We start from the raw sequence: 18,911 nt of genomic DNA, 5'->3' as shown, positions 1-18,911 counted from the left end.
CCGTGAAGGGGCCGCCGCCCTGCGGGTTCATCACCGTGACGACCAGCGTGCGCCCGCCCCGGCGTGCCGCGGCGACCAGTGTGTGGCCGGCGTTCGTGGTGTAGCCGTTCTTCACGCCGATCAGCCCCGGGTAGCGCTTCACGCCGTCGGAGCCGCTCAGCAGCCGGTTGGTGTTCTGGATGCCGTACGACGAACCGTTCCGCCCGGGGAACTCCGCGTCGACCGTGGCGCAGTACCGGGCGAAGTCGGCGTTGCGCAGCCCCGCCCGCCCGAACACGGCGAGGTCGTACGCCGACGACACCTGGCCGGGCGTGTCGTACCCGTCGGGCGAGCGCACGTGCGTGTCCCGGGCGCCCAGCGCGCGGGCCTTGGCCTGCATCCGCTGGGCGGTCGTACGCCAGCCGCCGCCGAGCGAGGCCAGGACGCGCACCGCGTCGTTGCCGGAGCTGAGGAACACGCCACGCCACAGGTCGGACACCCGGTACGTCTGGTTCTCGGCCACCCCGACCATGCTGCTGCCCGCGCCGATCCCGGTGAGCTCCTCGTCCCGCACCTGGTGCCGCAGCCCCGCGGGCAGGAGCGGCAGCACGGTGAGCGCGAACAGTGTCTTCAGCGTGCTGGCCGGCGGCAGCTTGCGGTGGGCGTCGTGCGCGGCCAGCACGGCACCGCTGTCGGCGTCGGCCACCACCCACGACAGGGCGGACACGTCCGGCACCTTCGGCGCCCCGCCTCGGGGCCGCACCTGAGTCCCCGGACCGTACAGCAGCGCGGTCGACGGCGCCGCGGCCCGCGGACCGCCCGGGTCCGTACCGGCCGGGGCGGCGGCCGCGACCGGGGCGAGCGCGAGCAGGCCGGTCATCCCGAACGCACAGGTGGATACGGCCATCCGGGAGCCGCGGGAAGAGAATCCGATCGTCATACGGTCAACCTAGGAACGCCGCGCGCTTCCGCCGCGCTGCCCTCGCCGAGAGGGCCGCGCGAGCACCCGGTTGTCCTAGGCCCGCGTGCGAACCGGGGCCGCGCGAGGTAGAAGGGGCCGTCAGCCCGCGGGCAGGGTCGGCTGGATCCGGCGCAGGAACGTCGCGTTGTCCGGCGTCTCCCGCATGCGCCCGAGCAGGGTCTCCAGGTGTGTGTGCCCGTCGCGGGTGGTGACGGCCCGGCGCAGGGCGCGGACGGCGGCCGACTCGGCCGGGGCCAGCAGCAGTTCCTCCCGGCGGGTGCCGGACCGCTGGATGTCGACGGCGGGGAAGACCCGGCGGGAGGCGGGCTCACGGTCGAGACGCAGCTCCATGTTGCCGGTGCTCTTGAGCTCCTCGAAGAAGTAGTCGTCGGCGCGGGAACCGGTCTCCACCAGGGCCGTGGCGAGGATCGTCAGGGAGCCGCCCTCCTCCGCCGTCCGGGCCGCGCCGAAGAACCGCTTGGGACCGAGCAGCGCGGCCGCGTCGACGCCGCCGCTGAGGGTGCGGCCGCCGGAGGCGGCGGCGTTGTTGTGGGCGCGGCACAGCCGGGTCAGCGAGTCGAGCAGGATCACCACGTCCTCGCCCGCCTCCACGAGCCGCTTGGCGCGCTCCACGACCAGTTCGGCCAGCGCGATGTGCTGCCGGGGAGCGCGGTCGAACGTCGAGGCGTACACCTCGCCGCGCACCGAGCGCCGCATGTCGGTGACTTCCTCGGGGCGTTCGTCGAGCAGCACGACCATCAGCCGGCACTCGGGGTGGTTGCCCGCGACGGCGGCCGCGAGCTGCTGGAGCAGCACGGTCTTGCCGGTCTTGGGCGGGGCCACGATCAGCCCGCGCTGACCCTTGCCGACCGGGGCGAGGAGATCGACGACCCGGCCCGCCAGGCCGGAGGCGGGGTGTTCGAGGCGCAACCGCTCGCTCGGGTGCAGCGGGGTGAGGTCGCCGAAACGCGGCCGGCCGCGCAGCTCCTCGGGCGTACGGCCGTTCACCAGGCCGACCTCGGCCAGGGCGCGCCGGTCGCCGAGCCGTCCCTCGACGATGTCGCCCTTGCGCAGGGCGTGACGACGGATCAGGGCGGCGGAGACCTGCGGGTCGGCGGGCGTCGGCAGGCAGTCCGGGCCGCGCAGGTACCCCTTCCCGTCGGCGCCGATGTCCAGGACACCGGTGGCCGGCCGTACCGGGGGCTGCTGCACAGGGGGGTGTTCGAGTGTGGTGGTCATGAGAGGCGGTCCTTTCGAGGACGGCACGGGGGCGGGGCACGGGGAAGGGAGATGCCGCGCGGGAAAGGTCCTGCGGGCGCGGCGGACGACATCACCTCGGGTACGGCGGAAAGCCCTGCTCACGAGGTGGTGCGAGGAAGCCGGAGTGGCTGGTCCGGGAGAGATCCGACGGACGGGCCCACGGCGGAGGAGAAACGGAACACGCACCGGCGCCCCGGACGGGGCGTACACAAGTGCTCACCGCACCGTAGCACAGACGGTGCGGCACGAGGGATCAGAGCGTCGCCGACAGGGCGTACATCAGCGGGACGCGGGGCTCCGGGAGCCGCCACCAGCCGGACGGGGCCTGCTCCATGTGCGGCCAGCGCTGCCAGGGCAGTTCGTCGGTCTCGCGGAGGGTGCGCACGGTCAGTCCCGCCCCGGTCAACGCCGTGACGACCTCTCCTATTCCGTGCATCCACTCGTAGCTGTCGGTGGCCCCCTCGACGTCCGGGCCGTCGGTGTAGGTGCGGCGCGCGTCGCGGTGCACGGGCCCGGCCCCGGCCAGGTAGTCGTGGCGCAGCAGCAGCTCGGGACCCTCACCCGGCCCGGGCGTCGGGCCCAGGGCGTTGAGCAGGGGATGGAACTCCACGACGTACAGCACCGCGCCCGGTCGCAGCAGCCGGGCCACGACGTCCGCCCAGGCGTCCAGGTCGGGCAGGTAGCACAGGGCTCCCTTGCCGGTGTAGACGACGTCGAAGCGCTTCTCGCCGACGGCCCGCACGGCGTCGTACACATTGGCCCGCACATAGGTGATCTCGACGCCCGCGCGGGCCGCGATCCGCCGCGCGGCCTCCACCGAGGCGGGCGAGAAGTCCAGCCCGACGGTCCGCGCCCCGCGCCGGGCGAACGCGACCGTCTCGGTGCCGAGATGGCACTGGAGATGCAGCACGTCCCGGTCGGCCAGCCCGCCGAGGTCCTCCCACTCGAACGGCGCGAACCAGCGGGCCGGGTCCAGGTCCTGGTCGATGCCGTAGAAGCGGCTCGCGACGTGGACCGGCGTACGGGCGTCCCAGTTGGCCTGGTTGGCCCGCATCAGCTCGGCGTGCTCGTCGGGGGTCATGGGAGCATCCTGGCCCAGCCGGTGGACAGATGGGTGCGGATCGAGCCACAGGACACCCCGACGGGTGTTTCCCCGCGTCTGCCGAACGGGCAGAATCGAACGCCGCCCGGCGCAAAGCCCCCTCACCACCTAGGAGTTCACCGGTGACCACCTCGCTCCATCGCCTGGACCCGGCCGGCGGCTGCCCGCACGCGGACAACGCGCGGCTGCTCACCGAGGGCGCCGTCGCGCGGGTGCTGCTGCCCGGCGGGATCGAGGGCATGGCCGTGCTCGGGCACGAGGCCCTGAAGGAGTTCCTGGCCCACCCCGATGTCGCCAAGGACGCCCGGCACTTCACCGCCCTGCGTGAGGGCCGCATACCCGAGGGCTGGCCGCTGGCGACCTTCGCCACCGTACGGGGCATGACCACCGCCGACGGCGACGACCACCGGCGGCTGCGCTCCCTGGTGAGCCGCGCGTTCACCACCCGGCGCGTGACCGAACTGCGCCCCAGGGTCGAGGAGTTGACCGAAACCCTGCTCGACGGCCTGGCCCGCGCGGCCGCCGACGGGGGAGTCGCCGATCTGCGCCGGCACTTCGCGCTGCCCCTGCCGATGGGCGTGATCGGCGAACTGCTCGGCGTGGCACCGGAGTTCCGGGACCGGCTGCACCAGCTGTCCAGCCAGGTCGTGGCCACCGACATCGGGCCCGCCCAGGCCGTGGCCGCCAACCGGGAACTGGTCGCCGTCCTCGGCGCGATCGCCGCCGCCAAGGCCGAGTCGCCCGGCGACGACCTGACCAGCGCCCTGATCGCCGCCCGCGACGAGGACGGCGACCGGCTGTCCCACGAGGAGCTGATCGGCACCCTGGTGCTGATGATCATCGCCGGGCACGAGACCACCCTGAACCTGATCACCAACGCCGTACGCGCCCTGTGCGGCCACCGCGAACAGCTCGACCTGGTCCGCAAGGGCGAGGCCGGCTGGGGCGACGTGGTGGACGAGACCCTGCGCTGGGACGCGCCGGTCAGCTACTTCCCGTTCCGCTACCCGGTGCGCGACCTCACCGTCGACGGCACCGTCGTCCCGGCCGGCACCCCCGTGCTGGCCGGCTACTCGGCCGCGGGGCGGGACACCGCCGCGTACGGCCCGGACGCCGGCCGGTTCGACGTCACCCGGCCACGCCGCGCGGACGCCGTACGCCACCTCTCCCTCGGCCACGGCGCCCACTACTGCCTCGGCGCGCCGCTGGCCCGGCTGGAGGCGGGCATCGCGCTCGAGCGGCTGTTCACCCGCTTCCCCGACCTCGATCTCGCGGTCCCGGAGGGCGGCCTCGTCCGGCACGCCAGTTTCGTCGGCAACAGTGTGCGGACGCTGCCGGTGCGGCTGCACGCGTAGTGGCGGGTCTACCCTGACGGGGATGTTCAGTCCCGAAGGCCCCACCCTGCGCGAACTGGCCGTACAGGCCCTGTCGTCCGTCGAGCGCGGCTACGACCTCCTCGCGCCGAAGTTCGACCACACCCCGTTCCGCACACCCGACTCGGTGCTGCGGGCGGTCGCCGCCGAACTGCGCCGCGACCGGCCGTACGAGGACGGGCTCGACCTGTGCTGCGGCACGGGTGCCGGCGTGGGCGCGCTGGCCGGGGTGTGCCGGCGCAGTGTCACCGGGGTGGACTTCAGCGCCGGGATGCTCGACGTGGCCCGGCGGCGCGTCGGGGGAGCGCGGCCGCGCCCCGCCGACGGGCGCCGGGACGCCCCGGTACCCGGGGCGCCGACACCTCCTGCCGCCCGCGCGGCCGCGCCCCGGCTCGCCTGGGTCCGCGCCGACGCGCGGGCCCTGCCCTTCGGCCGGGACGCCTTCGACCTGGTGGTCAGCTTCGGGGCGTTCGGGCACTTCCTGCCCCGCGAGCTGCCCGGCCTCTTCGCCGGCGTGCACGCCGCGCTGCGGCCGGGCGGGTGCTTCGCCTTCCCGCTGGTCGCCCCGCCCCGCCCGCTCTCGGCCGCGTACTGGATGCTGCTCGGCTTCGACGTGGTGATGCGGGTGCGCAACGCCCTGTGGCGGCCCCCGTTCGTGATGTACTACCGCACCTTCCGGCTCGCCGATGTGACCCGGGAGCTGGAACGGGCCGGATTCCTGGTCGAGTTGCGGGCGCTCGACGAGTTCGGGCGGCGCCGTGACGGCAGCCCCCGGGTCCGGGCGGTGTTCGCCCGGCGTCCAGCGGCCGGGGCTCAGCCGGCCGCGGGAACGGTGAACTCGTAGACCAGGGCGTCCTGCCGGGCGTCCACCACCAGGTCGGTGATCTCCAGCGGCCGGGAGAACTGGTCGTGCACCAGCCGCGTCACCCGGACCGAAGGCGTGTCCGGGAGAGGCGTGATGCTGTCGCGATGGTGCAGGGTCAGCCCGGCCCGGCGCATCCAGTCGTAGGCGCGGCGCAGTTGGGCCGAGGCGGTGCCGTCCGCGCGATAGCGGTAGCGGGCCAGTTCCTCGACCTCGGCGAGCGCCACCGCCGAGAAGGACGACACCGCCGTGCGGCGCCCGTTGCCGTCGGCGGCCGCCGACTCGTAGCGGTGGACCAGCGTCGGGCGCCGCGGGGCGAGCCCCAGGGCCTCGGCGTGACCCGGCGGCGGGGTCTCCCAGGTGATGGTGGCCCGGTCGAGTTCCCCGGGGCTGCCGGAGCCGACCGGGAAGGCCAGTGCGGACGGCGGCTCGACCGCCGAGACGGGCAGGACGGCGTGGCTGCCGCGCCGGTCGGTGGAGACCAGTCCGTCGCGGCGCAGCACTTCCAGCGCCTGTCGTACGGTCTCCCGGCTGACACCGAAGTGCTCGGCCAACTGGCGTTCGCCGGGCAGGCGTTCGCCCGGCGGGATGGTGCCGTCGCGCAGCTCGCCGAGCAGTTCCGAGGCGATGCGCCGGTAGAGGGGATGGTCTCCTTCGACTCCTGCTGAGGGAAGTGGTTCCTGCGGAGTGGTGCGGGCCATGCCGCGCCTCCTGTTGGTGACGTGCCGTAGCCGTGCGGGCTCATTGTGCCACCACATCTAGCATTGGTCTAAACCAGTTGGGAAGGGCGATCTGATGGTTCGTCCGAAACCGTATGCCCCGCACGGGCCTCACAGTGCGCGGTAAAGGGCTTCCACCAGGGCGGACTTGCGTGGATCGTCGGCGAGGCGGGTGCCCATGCGGTTCATCACATAGCCCAGTGACGCCCCGGCCTCCGGGTCCGCCAGCCCGCACGAGCCGCCCGCCCCGTCGTGGCCGAAAGCCCGCGGGTTCGGCCCGAACGAGCCGTGCGGGCCGCTCAGCCACAGACCCAGCGCGATCTCGGTCTCGTGCCCGAAACCCGCCCCCAGCACCAGGTCCCGGCACGCCCCTTGGCCCTCCCGGACCCGCTCGGCCGCCGGGCCGGACAGCACCCGGTGGCCGTCGTACGTGCCTCCGCCCGCGAGGATGCCGTACAGGGCGGCGACCGCGCGCGCGGTGCCGTGGCCGTTGGCGGCCGGGATCTCCGCGGCCCGCCAGGCGGGGCTGTTCGCCTCGGCGGCCCCGACCAGCGGGTTGGCCAGCGCGGCAACTCCCGCGGGCGGCAACTGGCCGAAGGCGGCCGCGCGTTGTCCCGTGGTGTCGCGCGTGGGCACCAGTTCGGCCGCCCGCCCGGACTCCGTCTCGGGCAGCCCGATCGTGAAGTCGATCCCGAGCGGCCCGGTGACCTCGCGGGCGAGGAACGCCCCGGGCCGCAGCCCCGACACCCGCCGGACGACCTCGCCGACCAGATGGCCGTACGTCAGCGCGTGATAGCCCGAGCGGGTGCCCGGCTCCCACCAGGGCTCCGCCGCGGCGAGCCGGTCGACGGTGGTCTCCCACTCGTACAGGTCGGCCACGGAGTGCGGCCGGGGCAGGCCGGACAGCCCGGCCCGGTGCGACAGCAGATGCCGTACGAGCACCTTCTCCTTGCCCGCAGCCCCGAACTCCGGCCAGTACGACGCCACCGGCGCGTCCAGGTCGAGCAGTCCCCGGTCCGCGAGGATGTGCGCGCACAGCGCGACCGGGCCCTTGGTGGTCGACCAGACGTTGACCAGGGTGTCCCGTTCCCAGGGGCGGGTACGGGCCGCGTCGGCCCACCCGCCCCACAGGTCCACGACCGTCACTCCGTCGACGGTGACGGCGACCGCCGCCCCCAGCTCACCGCGGTCGCGGAAGTTCTCCTCGAACGCCGTGCGCACCGCGGCGAACCGCGCGTCGCACCGGCCGTGCACCTCGGGCGCCTGCTCGGGCATGAACCCCTCCGTCGTCCGTCGGGACCCCGGCCGCCTCACGAGGCCGGGCCCGATGACCGTACCGACTGGTCGGACTGGACGGAAGAAGGGGGCAGGCGCTCCGGGCGCGCGGCGTACCTGACGGGCAACGTCCCTCGGGTGTACGGCCGTCAGGCGTACGTCCGGACCCAGCGCAGCTTGGCCGCCTCGTGGTACGGGCCGCCGCCCTCGTGGTCGTTGAAGTCGTACACCTCGATCGACTTGTCGGCGCCGCCCCAGGCGTTGAACGCGGCGAACACCGTCGACGGCGGGCAGGTCTGGTCCTCCAGGGCCGCGGAGAACAGGGCGGGCGCGCTGCCGCGGGCGGCGAAGTGGACGCCGTCGAAGTACGACAGCGTCCGCAGCGCGTCCTCGGTACGGCCGCGGTGCGTCCTGAGGTACAGGCCGATCTCACGGTACGGGTGACGGTCCGTCAGGGTCGTGGCGCGCGGGAAGTCGCACAGGAACGGCACGTCCGGCGCCACCGCCACCAGGCCGGGCACCAGGCCGCCGACGGCGAGCGTGATGCCGCCGCCCTGGCTCGCGCCGACCGCCACGGTCCGCGAGGCGTCCGCCAGCGGATGCGAACGGGCCGCCTCCACCGCGCGCACGGCGTCGGTGAACACCCGGCGGTAGTAGTAGTTCTCGGGGGCGTCGACGCCCCGCGTCATGAAGCCCGGGTACGCGGGCGCCCCGCCCACCGGGTCGGCGGTGCCGCCGCCTCCGCCCCAGACGCTGCCCTGGCCGCGCGTGTCCATGGTGAAGTGCGCACGGCCGCTGGAGGCCCAGAGCAGGTGCTCGTGGGGCAGGCCCCGTCCGCCGCCGTACCCGACAAACTCCACGATCAGCGGCAGCGGTTCGGCCGCGTCCGCCGGCAGCCGAAGCCAGCCCTTCACCGGGTGGCCGCCGAACCCGGCGAACGTCACGTCGTACACCCGCACCGTGGACAGTCCCGTGTCGACCGGTTCGAACCGCGCGTCCAGATCGAACTCGCGCGCCTCCTGGAGGGTCTTGGCCCAGAAGGAGTCGAAGTCCTCCGGGGCGGCGGACTCGCTGCGGTACTCGCGGAGCTCGTCCAGGGGGAGGTCGAACAGGGCCATGCAGGACCGCCTTCGGTAGGGACGCGGGTGATCGACCACACCGTACGTGGGAGCGTGCACAGGAACCAGGCCCCGCCGTCTCCGGGCCTCTGGCCTCGCCCCTCGCAGGCCTGTCGGCTCCGGACCCCCTGACTTCGCCCCGCGCTCCCGAACCCAGGGTCCGCCCGTGCCTCCCGTACCCGGAGTCCGCCCGTGCCTCAGCCCCGGCGGCCCGTCCACCGCGGTTCGACGCGCGCCCAGTCCCGCTCCCACTCGGCCAGCCGGCGCCGGGCGGCGACGCGGCGGATCAGGGTGAGGGCGGCGAGCACCAGGCCCGCCGTGCCGCCCGCGCCGCAGATGCCCATCGCGAAGGTGTGCTGCCACACCGAGGAGGCGTCCGGAGGCGGCGCGACGGCACGGTCGCGCGGGTCCAGCCACAGCTCGACCAGGTCACCGCGCCGGGCGTCCGCCGGAACCGCCGCGCGCGTGGTGCCCGCCGTGCCCTCCGGCCCGCGCCAGCGCACGGTGGCGTGCTGGGTGACCGGACGCCCGCCCTGCAGCGCGGGCAGTGGCGGCGGCATGTCTCCGAGCACCTCGGCCCGGACCTCACGCCGCTCCGCTCGCAGCGCCTGTGCCGCCGAGGCGGCCTCGCCGTACGCCAGCGCGCCCGCCGCCAGACCCGCCAGCGGCGCGACCAGGACCAGCAGCACGGCGGCGGTCATCACCGTCCACGCCTCGACCACGTCCGAACGGCGGCGCAGCCGGTTCGGCCGCAACGCCCACTCGCGCAACCCGGTTCGCACACCGACCTCCTCGCCACGGCGCGTGGAGTGCCCTCGCCCTTCAAGTACCCGGACAACGCTCATCGTTCACCGAAGTACCGGGAGACGGGCGGAGGACGGCCGGAAGCCGAGTGGTCGGACGCCGGTGTTCCGTGGAAGGTCCGGTGCGGCCGTCCCGTGCGGCCGGGCCGGCCGCGAGGTCAGCCGAAGCGCTCGATGCGGATGCGGTCCACCGGCTGGCCCGCCGCGACCAGCAGCCGCGAGGCGTGCTCGGCGAAGGAGTCCGAGCCGCAGATGTACGCCTCCCAGCCCCCGGCGGGCGGTTGGGCCAGCAGCCCGGCCAGATGCGCACCGGTCAGCCGCCCCACGGGCACACCCTCGGGCGCGCCGCGGGTGAACACCGGAGTCGTCTCGGGGCCGTACTCGGCCGCGTAGATCAGCTCCTCGGGGCTGCGCGCGGACACCACCAGGCGCAGCGGCACGGTGAGGCCCCGCGCGCGGTGGTGGCGGACCATCGACATCAGCGGCACGACTCCGGAACCGGCGCCGATCAGCAGCGCGGCCCGGTCGCCCGGCCAGGCGAAGAAGCCGCTGTGCGGGCCGCGTACCTCGACGCTGTCACCGACGCGGGCCTCGGTGTGGAACCAGCCCGAGACCTCGCCGTCCGCCACATGGTCCAGGGTCAGTTCGATGTGCCCGGAGCCGTCGGGCGCGGAGGCGAGGGAGTAGTGGCGCTGGGCGGTGTAGCCGTCCGGCGCGGTCAGCCGCAGCTGGAGGTGCTGGCCGGGCACATGGCCCGCCCAGGACGGCACCGCGAAGCGGAAGGTGGAGGCCCGCGGGGTCTCCCGGCGGATCTCGGTGATCGTCGCGCTCTGCCAGGCCGTGGCCACGTGTGTGGGCACGGAGATCCGGCCGGGGATCGCGAACCGTGCCGGGGGCGCGAAGGTCGTGTCAGTCACCGGTGAACCTCTGCTCTTCCCACGGGTTGCCGCGCTGGTGGTAGCCGTTCTGCTCCCAGAAGCCGGGCTCGTCGTGGTCGAGCAGCCGCACCCCCGCGATCCACTTGGCGCTCTTCCAGAAGTACAGGTGCGGCACCAGCAGCCGGGCCGGGCCGCCGTGCTCCGGGGCGAGCGGCTCGCCGTCGAACTCCCAGGCGATCCACGCCCTGCCGCCGGTCAGGTCGGCGAGCGGCAGATTGGTGGTGTAGCCGGTGTGCGACCAGGCCACGGCGTGGGTGGCGGAGGGCAGCGGGCCCGCCGCGTCCAGGAACGTGTCGAGGGACACCCCGCCGAAGCGCACACCGAACTTCGACCAGCTCGTCACGCAGTGGATGTCGCCCTCGTACACCGACCCGGGCAGCGCGTGCGCCGCTTCCCAGTCCCAGGTCCGCGGCCGCTCGACCAGGCCGTCGACCTGGAAGGTCCAGTTCTCGGGCGTGAGGTCGGGGGTGACCTCGGCGGACAGGACGGGCCAGTCGTCGCCCGCGTCGTACTGGCCGGGCGGCAGTCCGGGACGGTCGACGCGCGGCCGCCCGGAGAAGCCTCGGGTGACGTTCATGGAAGAGGGTGCCTGCCTACGAGCGGAAGGGGGTGCCTACGAGAAGACGCATTCGTGTTGCTTACACATTCAACCGTACGCGCACCGGGACGCGTCCCCGGCCTGCGCGATCGTCAATGCCGTACGAACACGGCCGAGCTGCGGGAATACGGCTCCGGCGGCACGGGATCGGACCTGGCATGAGCGCACACGTCCTGGACAACCCGGCCCTCGCCTCCCTCTCGGGCCCCCACGCCCGCTTCGCCGAGCGGCGCGGCCGGGTGCTGCGCTACCCGCTCGACGTCTCGCCCTGGCCGGCCCTGCCCGACGCCCCTGACGCCCAGGACCGGGCCGACCTGGCGGCGCTCGCCGGGCCCGGCGCCGAGGTGCCTCCGCCGGCGTTCCTGGGGCGGGTCCCGGCAGGGTGGGAGATCACCTTCGAGATGGACGGGGTGCAGCTGGTGGACGACGGTCTGGCCGCCGCGCCCGACCCTGAGGCCGTGGTGCCGGGGCCCGCCGACGTCCCGGAGATGCTCGCCCTGGTCGAGCGCACCCGGCCGGGGCCTCTTCCTGCCCCGCACCATCGACATGGGCACCTGTCTGGGCATCCGCCCGGGGCGGGGTACTGGTCGCCATGGCCGGTGAACGGCTCCGTCCGCCGGGCTGGACCGAGATCAGCATCGTGTGCACGGACCCGGCCGCCCGTGGCGAGGGCCTCGCCGGCCGTCTGACCCTCGCCGTCGCCCACGGCATCCGGGAGCGCGTAGGGCGGCGGGTTGGGGTGGGCCGGGGGCGCGGATCGCCGGATCGAGGATCGCGGGACGCTGCCGGGAGGCAGTGGCCAGGTGATCACTGGGTAGGCTGGCGGCTCGATGACTTCCACGGATTCCACCACCACTTCCGGCTCCGGCCCCGCGTCCCGGTCCGCCCTCGTCGCCGCCCTGCGGGCCGCGGGGTGCGTCTTCGCCGAGGACGAGGCCGAGCTGATCCTCGCCACCGCCCGCACCCCGGCGGAGGCCGCCGCGATGGCCGACCGGCGCGCGTCCGGGCTGCCGCTCGAACTCGTCCTGGGCTGGGCCGAGTTCGCGGGCCGCCGGATCGTGGTGGAACCCGGTGTGTTCGTGCCGCGCCGCCGCACCGAGTTCCTGGTCCGCCAGGCCCTCGCCGAACGGCCCGGCGCCCGGGTCGTGGTGGACCTGTGCTGCGGCTCGGGCGCGGTCGGCGCCGCCCTTGCCGCCGCGCTCGGCCCGGTCGAGCTGCACGCCGCCGACATCGACCCCGCCGCCGTGCGCTGCGCCGCCCGCAACACCGCCGCCGCGGGCGGCCGCGTCCACCAGGGCGACCTCTTCGACGCGCTGCCCGGTGAACTGCGCGGCCGGATCGACATCCTGGCCGCCAACGTCCCCTACGTCCCGACCGGCGAGGTCGGCCTGCTGCCCGCCGAGGCCCGTGACCACGAGCCCCTCGTCGCCCTCGACGGCGGCGCCGACGGGCTGGACGTGCTGCGCCGGGTCGCCGCCGGGGCGCCCGGCTGGCTGGCGCCCGGCGGCCTCCTGCTGATCGAGACCAGTGAGCGCCAGGCCCTCGCGGCGACGGCAGCCTTCACCGCCGCGGGGCTCGCCACCCGGGTCGCCGAGGACGAGGAGCTCTACGCCCAGGTGGTCATCGGCACCCGGGCCCGGTGAGCCCGCCTCCTGTGAAGGCGTAGGAGTCGTGCGTCTGACGGCGTAGTAGTCGCGCGTCGGGGCGGGCGTCCCCGGCCACGTCGCCCCGGCGGGCCACGTCCGATGGCCGCCCGGCGGATTTCGCCCGTTCCCGTGAACGTCGCGCGGTGTCCCCGCGTCGAAGGAGCACCACTTCACGGTCCCAGGGGGGAACCCATGCCTAACCGCACCGTCCGACTTCTCTGTGCAGTCGCCGCCCTGGCGGCGGCCGCCGCCACCGGCTGCGGCGAGCAGACCCGGCCTCACGGCACCACCCGCGTCGGCGACGGCGAACGGCCCGGCGGGACCCAGGAACGTGCCCGGCGGGTGGCCGAGGCCTGGGACGGCTCCACGGCGGCGGACGTCTACCGGCGCGGCTTCTACCCGATGGCGGACGTGGTCGAGACACCCGAGAACGCCTTCCGCAACGGCGCCGACAAGGAGGCGTACCTCACGCGGAACTTCGGCCTGCGCGGCGAACTGCCCGCCTCCGACCGCGACAAGGGCGAGGTCGCCTGGGCCGACGGGCGCTCGCTGACCCTGCCGATGATGGACGCGCGCGAGACGCTGGCGAAGCTGGACCGCAACAGCGGGGACGGCCCCGAGCTGGTGGTCACCGGGGCGCGGCTCGGCACGATGAAACTGGTCACCAGCCGCGGCCCGGCGACGGTCCCGGCCTGGCTGTTCACCCTCGACGGCTACGACACGCCGCTGAAGCGCGTCGCCCTCGACCCGTCCGGACAGCCCGAGCCCCCGATCGGGCCCGCCGCGGACTCGCCCAGCAACGAGCAGTGGCCGCTCCAGCAGTTCGTACGGACGTCACGGGACGGCCGTTCCGTCACCGTCCTGGCCGGTCACGGCTCCTGCGACAAGGGCCCCGCCGCGGACGTGCTGGAGACGGACGGCTCGGTCGTGCTCTCGGGATGGATCCGCGACCCGAGCGACGGGAACTGCACCGCCGACCTCCGGTTCACCGAGGTGACGGTGAAGCTCGCCGAGCCGGTCGGCGACCGCGTGCTGCTGGACGCCTTCACGGGCCGCCCGGTGCCGTACGGCGACCACGCGGGCGGTATGCCGGACGAAGGCTGAGCGGGGCCTGACACCGCCGAGAGCGGGGCCGGTCCGGCTCGTTCCCGTGACGCGGGCGAGCCGGCGGCCCCGCTCAGTCCTCGTCGCGCACGCGGGCGAGCCGACGGCCGCGCTGCCCCGCTCAGTCCTCGTCCCGCACGCGGGCGATGAGCAGGGCCACGTCGTCGTGGTTGTCCGGGTGGTGCAGGGTGTGCACCAGCAGGTCGCAGATCTCGTCCAGCGGCCGGGTGGGGCCGCGCAGCAGGTCGAGCAGGGTGTCGAGGCGCTCGTCCAGTGAGTGGCGGCGGGTCTCCACCAGCCCGTCCGTGTACAGGACCAGCTGGTCGCCGGGGTGGAAGTCGAACGCCGTCGTCGCGAACGCCACCCCGCCCACACCCAGCGGAGCCCCGGTCGGCAGGTCGAGCAGCTGGGGGTCGTCGCCGACCCGGATCAGGGCGGGCGGCAGATGGCCCGCGTTGGCGATCCTGCACTCTCCGCGCGCCGGGTCGTGGACGGCGTACAGGCAGGTGGCGATGGCCTGGTCCAGGTCGGCGGTGATCCGGTCGAGGTGCTCCAGGAGCAGCGCCGGGTCCAGGTCGAGCGAGGCGAGGGTGGTGGTGGCGGTGCGCAGCCGCCCCATGGTCGCCGCCGCCGAGATGCCGCTGCCCATCACGTCGCCCACGACCAGCGCGGTCTTGCCGCCGTCCAGCGGGATGACGTCGAACCAGTCGCCGCCGACCTCGGTGGTGGCCCCCGCGGGCTGGTAGCGCGAGGCCACCTCCAGTCCGCCGGTCACGGACGGGTGGCTGGGCAGCAGGCTGCGCTGGAGGGTGAGAGCGGTGTCGCGGGCGTTCTGGTACCAGCGCGCGTTGTCGATCTGCACGGCCGCGCGGGCCGCCAGCTCCCGCGCGAGCAGCACGTCGTCGTCGGTGAACGGCAGCGGGTTGCGGGTGCGCTTGAGGTCCAGCGCGCCCAGCACCTCGCCGCGGGCGATCAGCGGCACCGCGAGGTAGGAGTGGACGCCCGCCCGGCCCAGCAGCCCGGCCGTCTCGCCGGAGCGTGCGATCCGCGGCAGGTCGGCCTCCGTGACGTGCGGCAGCAGCATCGGGCGGCCCGTGCGCACACACTCGGTGATCAGCCGGTCGGCGCCGTAGCGGGTGATCTGCCCGGCCGGGTCGGCCGCCTCCAGGGCCAGCGGCGAGCGGTCGGCGCGCACCGCCAGGGCCCGGATCACGGCGGCCTGGGCCGGACCGAGGCTGGTGCGGCGCCCGGTGAAGACCGCCTCCAGCAGGTCCACGGCGGCGACGTCGGCCAGCTCGGGCACGGCCACGTCCGCGAGTTCACCGGCGGTGCGGTCCAGATCCAGGGTGGTGCCGATCCGGGCGGAGGCGTCCGCGATGAGGGCCAGCCGGCGCCGGGCGGTCTCGGCCTCGACGCCCGCCCGGTACTGCTCGGTGACGTCCACGACCGACACGGCGACGCCCAGGACCGTGCCCAGGGAGTCCTCGAGCCGGTACAGGGACACCGACAGGGCGTGGTCCGCGTCCGGGTCGGCGGGGATGCGTCCGACCACCGAGCGGTCCACCACGGGCCGTCCGGTGGCCAGCACCTGGCGCGCTGCGTCCTGGAGCTCGCTCACGTCCAGGTGGGGCAGCACCTCGCCGGTGGTGCGGCCCAGATGCTCGTCCGCGGGGACACCGTCGATGCGTTCGAGCGCCGGGTTGACGGAGACGTACCGCAGGGTCGTGTCCAGCACCGCCAGACCGATCGGGGACTGCTCGACCATACGGTCGGACAGGGCGACGTCCCGCTCCAGCCGGCGCACGGTCGTCTGGTCGACGGCGAGGCCGAGGGCGTAGGCGTCGCCCCGGTCGTCGAGCAGACGCATGTTGCGGAACTCGACCAGCCGGGTGGAGCCGTCCTTGTGCCGTACCGGGAAGGCGCCCGCCCAGCCCTCGCCGGTGGCCAGCACGTCGGCGAACAGCTTGATGACGAGCTCCATGTGCTGCTCGTGCACCATGATCTGCGCCGCGTACCGGCCGAGCGCCTCCTCGGCGGAGTACCCGAACAGCTCCTCGGCCTGCGGGCTCCACAGCACGATCCGGCCCTCGTCGTCCAGCACGATCGAGGCCACGCCGATGACGTCCAGCAGCCCACTGGGCCGCGAGGGACCGCGCACCGGCTCACCGCCCGCCGTCACAGGAGGCCCGGCTGCACCCATCGAACGCACCGCCTTCACCCGTCCTCCCGGCACGCCGTCCCCCGTGCCGACTCCCCATGCCGTACTACGCTCAACCATCTCTCATACGCCACACCGTCCGTCTCCACCATCCCTCAGGGCGGGTGGTCTCGTCCCGGTGAACGGACGGGTCGGGGGTGTCCGGGGCGTATCGGGACCTACGGGACGGTGCCGGCGGAAGCGTGGCGGCGGGGACGGGTGAGGCGGCGCCCGTACGGGTGAGGAGCGCGCTCGCGGGGGCGTTGAGCTGCGGGAACCGCATCACCCGGCCGCGGTCGGCCACACACTCCATGCGCGGAGAGTGACGCTTGGGCACCGTGCGTCATCGGATGCCTGCTGCCGGTCACCCCTGATGCGACGAGTTGTGGCATGAGAGTCCTCCGGAGGGCCGATCGGCGGGAGAATCCGAGTGCACCCGACCGGAACCACGCAACTGTCGATCCCACACGGGGGAGCTGGAGCGACCAGTGGTCAACCCTTCCGTACCGCCGCCCGCCGACCCGGGCGGGCCGTTATGGACGCCGTTCGACGAGTGCCTCTGGCGCTCGTGCGACATCCTCGCCGATGTGCTCGAAGGGCGGGTGGACCGCAGGCCGTTGGTCGCCACGACGGCGAGGCTGCTGCACGGGGAACGCGCCCTCGTGGTCGGGCCGGGGCAGCGGCTGACCTGGCGGGCGCTCGGGAACGGTCAGTACACCCACAGCAATGTCATGGCGTTCGGCAGGCCCTCCTTCGTGATCGGGAGCATGGTGGGTTCGGCGATCGGCAACGCGGCCCGTCGCCGTCAGGCGGAGCGGGACGCCCAGCCGCGCTGGATTCCCGACGGACCGGGTGAGGTCACGCTCACCCCGCACCGGCTCCACTTCGCGCACCCCGCGCAACTCGACCTCGAATGGCGGGCGTTGAGCGCCATCGAGCTGGTGGCCGCCGATGTCCTCCAGGCGACCTTCTTCGGCATGGACGGCCGCCAGGCGGCGGTCCGACTGCACACGCCCTGGGCGTCACTGGCCTTCGCCCTCGGCGCGGTCACCGCCTTCCCGGCCCACCCACGCCTGCTGTCCCGCGGCTGGCTCCCGCCCGGCTTCGAGCAGCGCTGCGCCCAGCACGGCCGCCCCTGCCGCCCGGCGGCCGAACTCGCCCTGCGGGCCGGGGGTCTCTAGGCCGGCACCGCGTTCCAGTGTTGGTCTGTACATGACTACTTCGTCACGCCAGACTGTGCGCCGAGCGGAACCCACCCCCCGACCCGAGGAGCCGACTCGATGCGCCTGCGTGCCCGGCAACGTTGTCATGCCGTCCTGACCGGACTCGTCGCTCTCGCCAGTGCCGCCGTACTGTCCGCCGCGCCGCCCGCCTCGGCCGCCGACAACTGGGTGGAGGTCGGCTCCGACCGGGCCCGGCCGCTGGACGAGAGCCAGGGCCTGACGTCGGTGGAGGTGCCCGCGGGGAGCCCCAACCGGTACACCGGCATCGGGACCATCCCCGTCGGCCTCTCCAGCCGGGGCTGGAACCACGTCGGCGACCCGGACGCGTCGTACGGCGGCTACTACATCGAGCCCTACCAGCGCGACTCCGGCGCGGCGAAGATGTTCCGGGTGCAGGCGCCGGGCGGTGCCTGGTCGGAGTACGTCCACGCGCTGAGCCCGGGCGAGGCGCTGAACAACTCCTGGGTGGCGATCTCGCCCGACGGCCAGTGGATGCTGGCGGGGGAGTGGGGCACCATGACCCGGCTGCTGGTGTTCCCGACGCCGGGCGTCAACCCCGGCACCTCGCCCTCCGCCAACCTCCCGCAGGTCTCGACGGTCCGTCTGGACCGTGCCGTACGGGACGTCCAGGGCTGCGACTTCTCCGGCCCCACCACCCTGCTCTGCTCCTCCGACGACCCGGAGGGCTCGCTCTTCGGCATGACCAAGCCGCTCCTCCAGATCGACCTCGCCGCCACGCCCGGCACCTCCGACGTGTCCGGCCGCGTCACCGCCCTGCGCCAGCTGCCCCTGCGCAGCGGCTGCTCCGGCTCCTTCGAGACCGAGGGCATCGACTACGACCGCCGCACCGCCACCCTCCGCGTCATCGTCATCTCCCCGGGCTTCTGCGTCCTCACCGACAGCAAGACCTACCGCTTCACCCGCACCTGACCCCCGAGGCTCCCCGCGCCCCCTAAGGGGCGCGGGGAACTGCGCGCCCAGCCCCAACGCACCCGCACCCGCAAATCAAGCCCCCGAGCCCCTCTCGCGGCACCCCCCGACCGCCGCCGAGAAAGGGGCGCGGGGAACTGCCCGCCCAGCCCCAACGCACCCGCACCCGCAAATCAAGCCCCCGAGCCCCTCTCGCGGCACCCCCCGACCACCGCCGAGAAAGGGGCGCGGGGAACTGCGCGACCAACCCCAACGCACCCGCACCCGCCCACACGCCAAGCCCGCCCCCACCCACCCCGCTCGAACCCCCCGCTCAAAACCCCTGGTGCCCGCCCAAGAAATCGGTGGTTTTCTAGGCATGTGGCCCCTTTCCACGGAAACCCGCGCGGGGCCGGGCCCAACGAAAGGAGCGATCACGATGGACAAGGACCGACCGCACGAGGAATCCGTCTCCGTCGAGATCAGCGGCTGCAGCAAGGAGGACGCCAGGATCGTCTTCGACGCACTCTGCGCCTGCTTCGAGTCGGACCGCGCCAGCGACGACGTCCCCCAGCAGCTGCACGAGACCCGCCCCATGGTGTGGCTCGGCACCTTCGAGGTCACCGAGGCCCACCAGTGCCCCCCGCCCGCCCGACTCACCGCGAGCGTCGAGGTCGACGCCCAGGGCGGCTACTGGGCGATCAACCGCCTGCGCACCACCCTGGACCCCCTGTTCAGCGTGCGTGACCTCGCCACCACCTCGGGCGACCAGGAGAGGGAGCTGCACGTCCTGCTCGAAAGCCGGTGACGTCGGCCACAAGCCCCTCACCTCGTTCTGCAACTA

The 18,911-nt window shown here is 74.1% G+C and carries 16 protein-coding genes and 2 pseudogenes; 8 read left to right on the top strand and 10 right to left on the bottom strand.

Translation table 11 applies throughout. The annotated features are described in order from the left end of the window. Positions 1-82: 82 nt before the first annotated feature. The 3 genes and pseudogenes from ACZ6SQ_RS24995 to ACZ6SQ_RS24985 all read right to left on the bottom strand — a co-directional run. Positions 83-859: pseudogene (locus tag ACZ6SQ_RS24995) on the bottom strand (D-alanyl-D-alanine carboxypeptidase family protein); the annotation flags it as partial. Positions 860-1,039: 180 nt separating this feature from the next. Further along, positions 1,040-2,179 (bottom strand): transcription termination factor Rho, encoded by a 1,140-nt coding sequence (gene rho, locus ACZ6SQ_RS24990; RefSeq protein ID WP_469565762.1) that lies wholly within the window; start codon positions 2,177-2,179, stop codon positions 1,040-1,042. A 274-nt stretch (positions 2,180-2,453) separates the two neighbouring features. Next, complete coding sequence (locus ACZ6SQ_RS24985) at positions 2,454-3,281, bottom strand: class I SAM-dependent methyltransferase (protein WP_469565760.1); 828 nt, start codon at positions 3,279-3,281, stop codon at positions 2,454-2,456. A gap of 143 nt (positions 3,282-3,424) precedes the next feature. Here ACZ6SQ_RS24985 and ACZ6SQ_RS24980 point away from each other — a divergent pair, with 143 nt between their 5' ends. Continuing rightward, positions 3,425-4,657 (top strand): cytochrome P450 family protein, encoded by a 1,233-nt coding sequence (locus ACZ6SQ_RS24980; protein ID WP_469565758.1) that lies wholly within the window; start codon positions 3,425-3,427, stop codon positions 4,655-4,657. 22 nt (positions 4,658-4,679) lie between these two features. Further along, positions 4,680-5,519, top strand: a complete 840-nt coding sequence (locus ACZ6SQ_RS24975; RefSeq protein WP_469565756.1) for a class I SAM-dependent methyltransferase — start codon at positions 4,680-4,682, stop codon at positions 5,517-5,519. On the opposite strand, the gene ACZ6SQ_RS24970 is transcribed toward ACZ6SQ_RS24975, so the two are convergent. The 6 genes from ACZ6SQ_RS24970 to ACZ6SQ_RS24945 all read right to left on the bottom strand — a co-directional run bounded on the left by ACZ6SQ_RS24970 (position 5,489) and on the right by ACZ6SQ_RS24945 (position 10,967). Continuing rightward, positions 5,489-6,238: a GntR family transcriptional regulator gene (locus ACZ6SQ_RS24970; RefSeq protein ID WP_469565754.1), complete on the bottom strand. Its 750-nt coding sequence runs from the start codon at positions 6,236-6,238 to the stop codon at positions 5,489-5,491. The two genes, ACZ6SQ_RS24975 and ACZ6SQ_RS24970, sit on opposite strands and share 31 nt — an antisense overlap. A gap of 129 nt (positions 6,239-6,367) precedes the next feature. Next, positions 6,368-7,531: a serine hydrolase domain-containing protein gene (locus tag ACZ6SQ_RS24965; RefSeq protein WP_469565752.1), complete on the bottom strand. Its 1,164-nt coding sequence runs from the start codon at positions 7,529-7,531 to the stop codon at positions 6,368-6,370. A gap of 149 nt (positions 7,532-7,680) precedes the next feature. After that, positions 7,681-8,649, bottom strand: coding sequence for an acetylxylan esterase (locus tag ACZ6SQ_RS24960; RefSeq protein ID WP_469565751.1), 969 nt, complete (start codon positions 8,647-8,649; stop codon positions 7,681-7,683). A gap of 197 nt (positions 8,650-8,846) precedes the next feature. Beyond that, positions 8,847-9,431 (bottom strand): Rv1733c family protein, encoded by a 585-nt coding sequence (locus tag ACZ6SQ_RS24955; protein WP_469565749.1) that lies wholly within the window; start codon positions 9,429-9,431, stop codon positions 8,847-8,849. Between the two features lie 179 nt (positions 9,432-9,610). Beyond that, entirely contained in the window at positions 9,611-10,330 is a 720-nt protein-coding gene (locus ACZ6SQ_RS24950) for a ferredoxin reductase (RefSeq protein WP_469565813.1), read from the bottom strand. Positions 10,331-10,361: 31 nt separating this feature from the next. Beyond that, on the bottom strand, positions 10,362-10,967 hold the full coding sequence (locus ACZ6SQ_RS24945) for a sulfite oxidase-like oxidoreductase (protein ID WP_469565747.1): 606 nt from the start codon (positions 10,965-10,967) through the stop codon (positions 10,362-10,364). 179 nt (positions 10,968-11,146) lie between these two features. Between ACZ6SQ_RS24945 and ACZ6SQ_RS24940 the strand changes: the two are divergent. From ACZ6SQ_RS24940 to ACZ6SQ_RS24930, 3 genes and pseudogenes are all read left to right on the top strand, one after another. Next, positions 11,147-11,709: pseudogene (locus ACZ6SQ_RS24940) on the top strand (GNAT family N-acetyltransferase); the annotation flags it as partial. A gap of 109 nt (positions 11,710-11,818) precedes the next feature. Further along, positions 11,819-12,631 (top strand): putative protein N(5)-glutamine methyltransferase, encoded by an 813-nt coding sequence (locus ACZ6SQ_RS24935; RefSeq protein ID WP_469565744.1) that lies wholly within the window; start codon positions 11,819-11,821, stop codon positions 12,629-12,631. A 195-nt stretch (positions 12,632-12,826) separates the two neighbouring features. Beyond that, positions 12,827-13,738 carry a hypothetical protein gene (locus ACZ6SQ_RS24930; RefSeq protein WP_469565741.1) on the top strand — a complete coding sequence of 304 codons (912 nt, stop codon included), beginning with the start codon at positions 12,827-12,829 and terminating at the stop codon, positions 13,736-13,738. Positions 13,739-13,859: 121 nt separating this feature from the next. Here the strand turns inward: ACZ6SQ_RS24930 and ACZ6SQ_RS24925 are convergent, their stop codons facing one another. Continuing rightward, a complete protein-coding gene (locus tag ACZ6SQ_RS24925) occupies positions 13,860-15,938 on the bottom strand; it encodes a SpoIIE family protein phosphatase (RefSeq protein WP_469565738.1) in 2,079 nt (692 codons plus the stop codon). Positions 15,939-16,423: 485 nt separating this feature from the next. Here ACZ6SQ_RS24925 and ACZ6SQ_RS24920 point away from each other — a divergent pair, with 485 nt between their 5' ends. The 3 genes from ACZ6SQ_RS24920 (at position 16,424) to ACZ6SQ_RS24910 (ending at position 18,875) form a co-directional block, all read left to right on the top strand. Next, on the top strand, positions 16,424-17,116 hold the full coding sequence (locus ACZ6SQ_RS24920; protein WP_469565736.1) for a hypothetical protein: 693 nt from the start codon (positions 16,424-16,426) through the stop codon (positions 17,114-17,116). A gap of 99 nt (positions 17,117-17,215) precedes the next feature. Next, positions 17,216-18,088, top strand: a complete 873-nt coding sequence (locus ACZ6SQ_RS24915) for a hypothetical protein (protein WP_469565733.1) — start codon at positions 17,216-17,218, stop codon at positions 18,086-18,088. Positions 18,089-18,506: 418 nt separating this feature from the next. Then, positions 18,507-18,875: a hypothetical protein gene (locus tag ACZ6SQ_RS24910; RefSeq protein WP_389322554.1), complete on the top strand. Its 369-nt coding sequence runs from the start codon at positions 18,507-18,509 to the stop codon at positions 18,873-18,875. The last annotated feature ends 36 nt before the right edge of the window (positions 18,876-18,911 follow it).

The organism is Streptomyces sp. NPDC048600 (assembly GCF_055587025.1).
The sequence above is the reverse complement of the archived record's forward strand: the minus strand, read 5'-3'. Positions and strand labels throughout refer to the sequence as shown.

Coding starts and splice junctions, on each gene's coding strand:
- ACZ6SQ_RS24960 (WP_469565751.1), bottom strand. CDS start 8,649: ATGGCCCTGTTCGACCTCCCCCTGGACGAGCTCCGCGAGTACCGCAGC.
- ACZ6SQ_RS24970 (WP_469565754.1), bottom strand. CDS start 6,238: ATGGCCCGCACCACTCCGCAGGAACCACTTCCCTCAGCAGGAGTCGAA.
- ACZ6SQ_RS24935 (WP_469565744.1), top strand. CDS start 11,819: ATGACTTCCACGGATTCCACCACCACTTCCGGCTCCGGCCCCGCGTCC.
- ACZ6SQ_RS24910 (WP_389322554.1), top strand. CDS start 18,507: ATGGACAAGGACCGACCGCACGAGGAATCCGTCTCCGTCGAGATCAGC.
- ACZ6SQ_RS24975 (WP_469565756.1), top strand. CDS start 4,680: ATGTTCAGTCCCGAAGGCCCCACCCTGCGCGAACTGGCCGTACAGGCC.
- ACZ6SQ_RS24985 (WP_469565760.1), bottom strand. CDS start 3,281: ATGACCCCCGACGAGCACGCCGAGCTGATGCGGGCCAACCAGGCCAAC.
- rho (WP_469565762.1), bottom strand. CDS start 2,179: ATGACCACCACACTCGAACACCCCCCTGTGCAGCAGCCCCCGGTACGG.
- ACZ6SQ_RS24945 (WP_469565747.1), bottom strand. CDS start 10,967: ATGAACGTCACCCGAGGCTTCTCCGGGCGGCCGCGCGTCGACCGTCCC.
- ACZ6SQ_RS24930 (WP_469565741.1), top strand. CDS start 12,827: ATGCCTAACCGCACCGTCCGACTTCTCTGTGCAGTCGCCGCCCTGGCG.
- ACZ6SQ_RS24925 (WP_469565738.1), bottom strand. CDS start 15,938: ATGGGTGCAGCCGGGCCTCCTGTGACGGCGGGCGGTGAGCCGGTGCGC.
- ACZ6SQ_RS24965 (WP_469565752.1), bottom strand. CDS start 7,531: ATGCCCGAGCAGGCGCCCGAGGTGCACGGCCGGTGCGACGCGCGGTTC.
- ACZ6SQ_RS24915 (WP_469565733.1), top strand. CDS start 17,216: ATGCGCCTGCGTGCCCGGCAACGTTGTCATGCCGTCCTGACCGGACTC.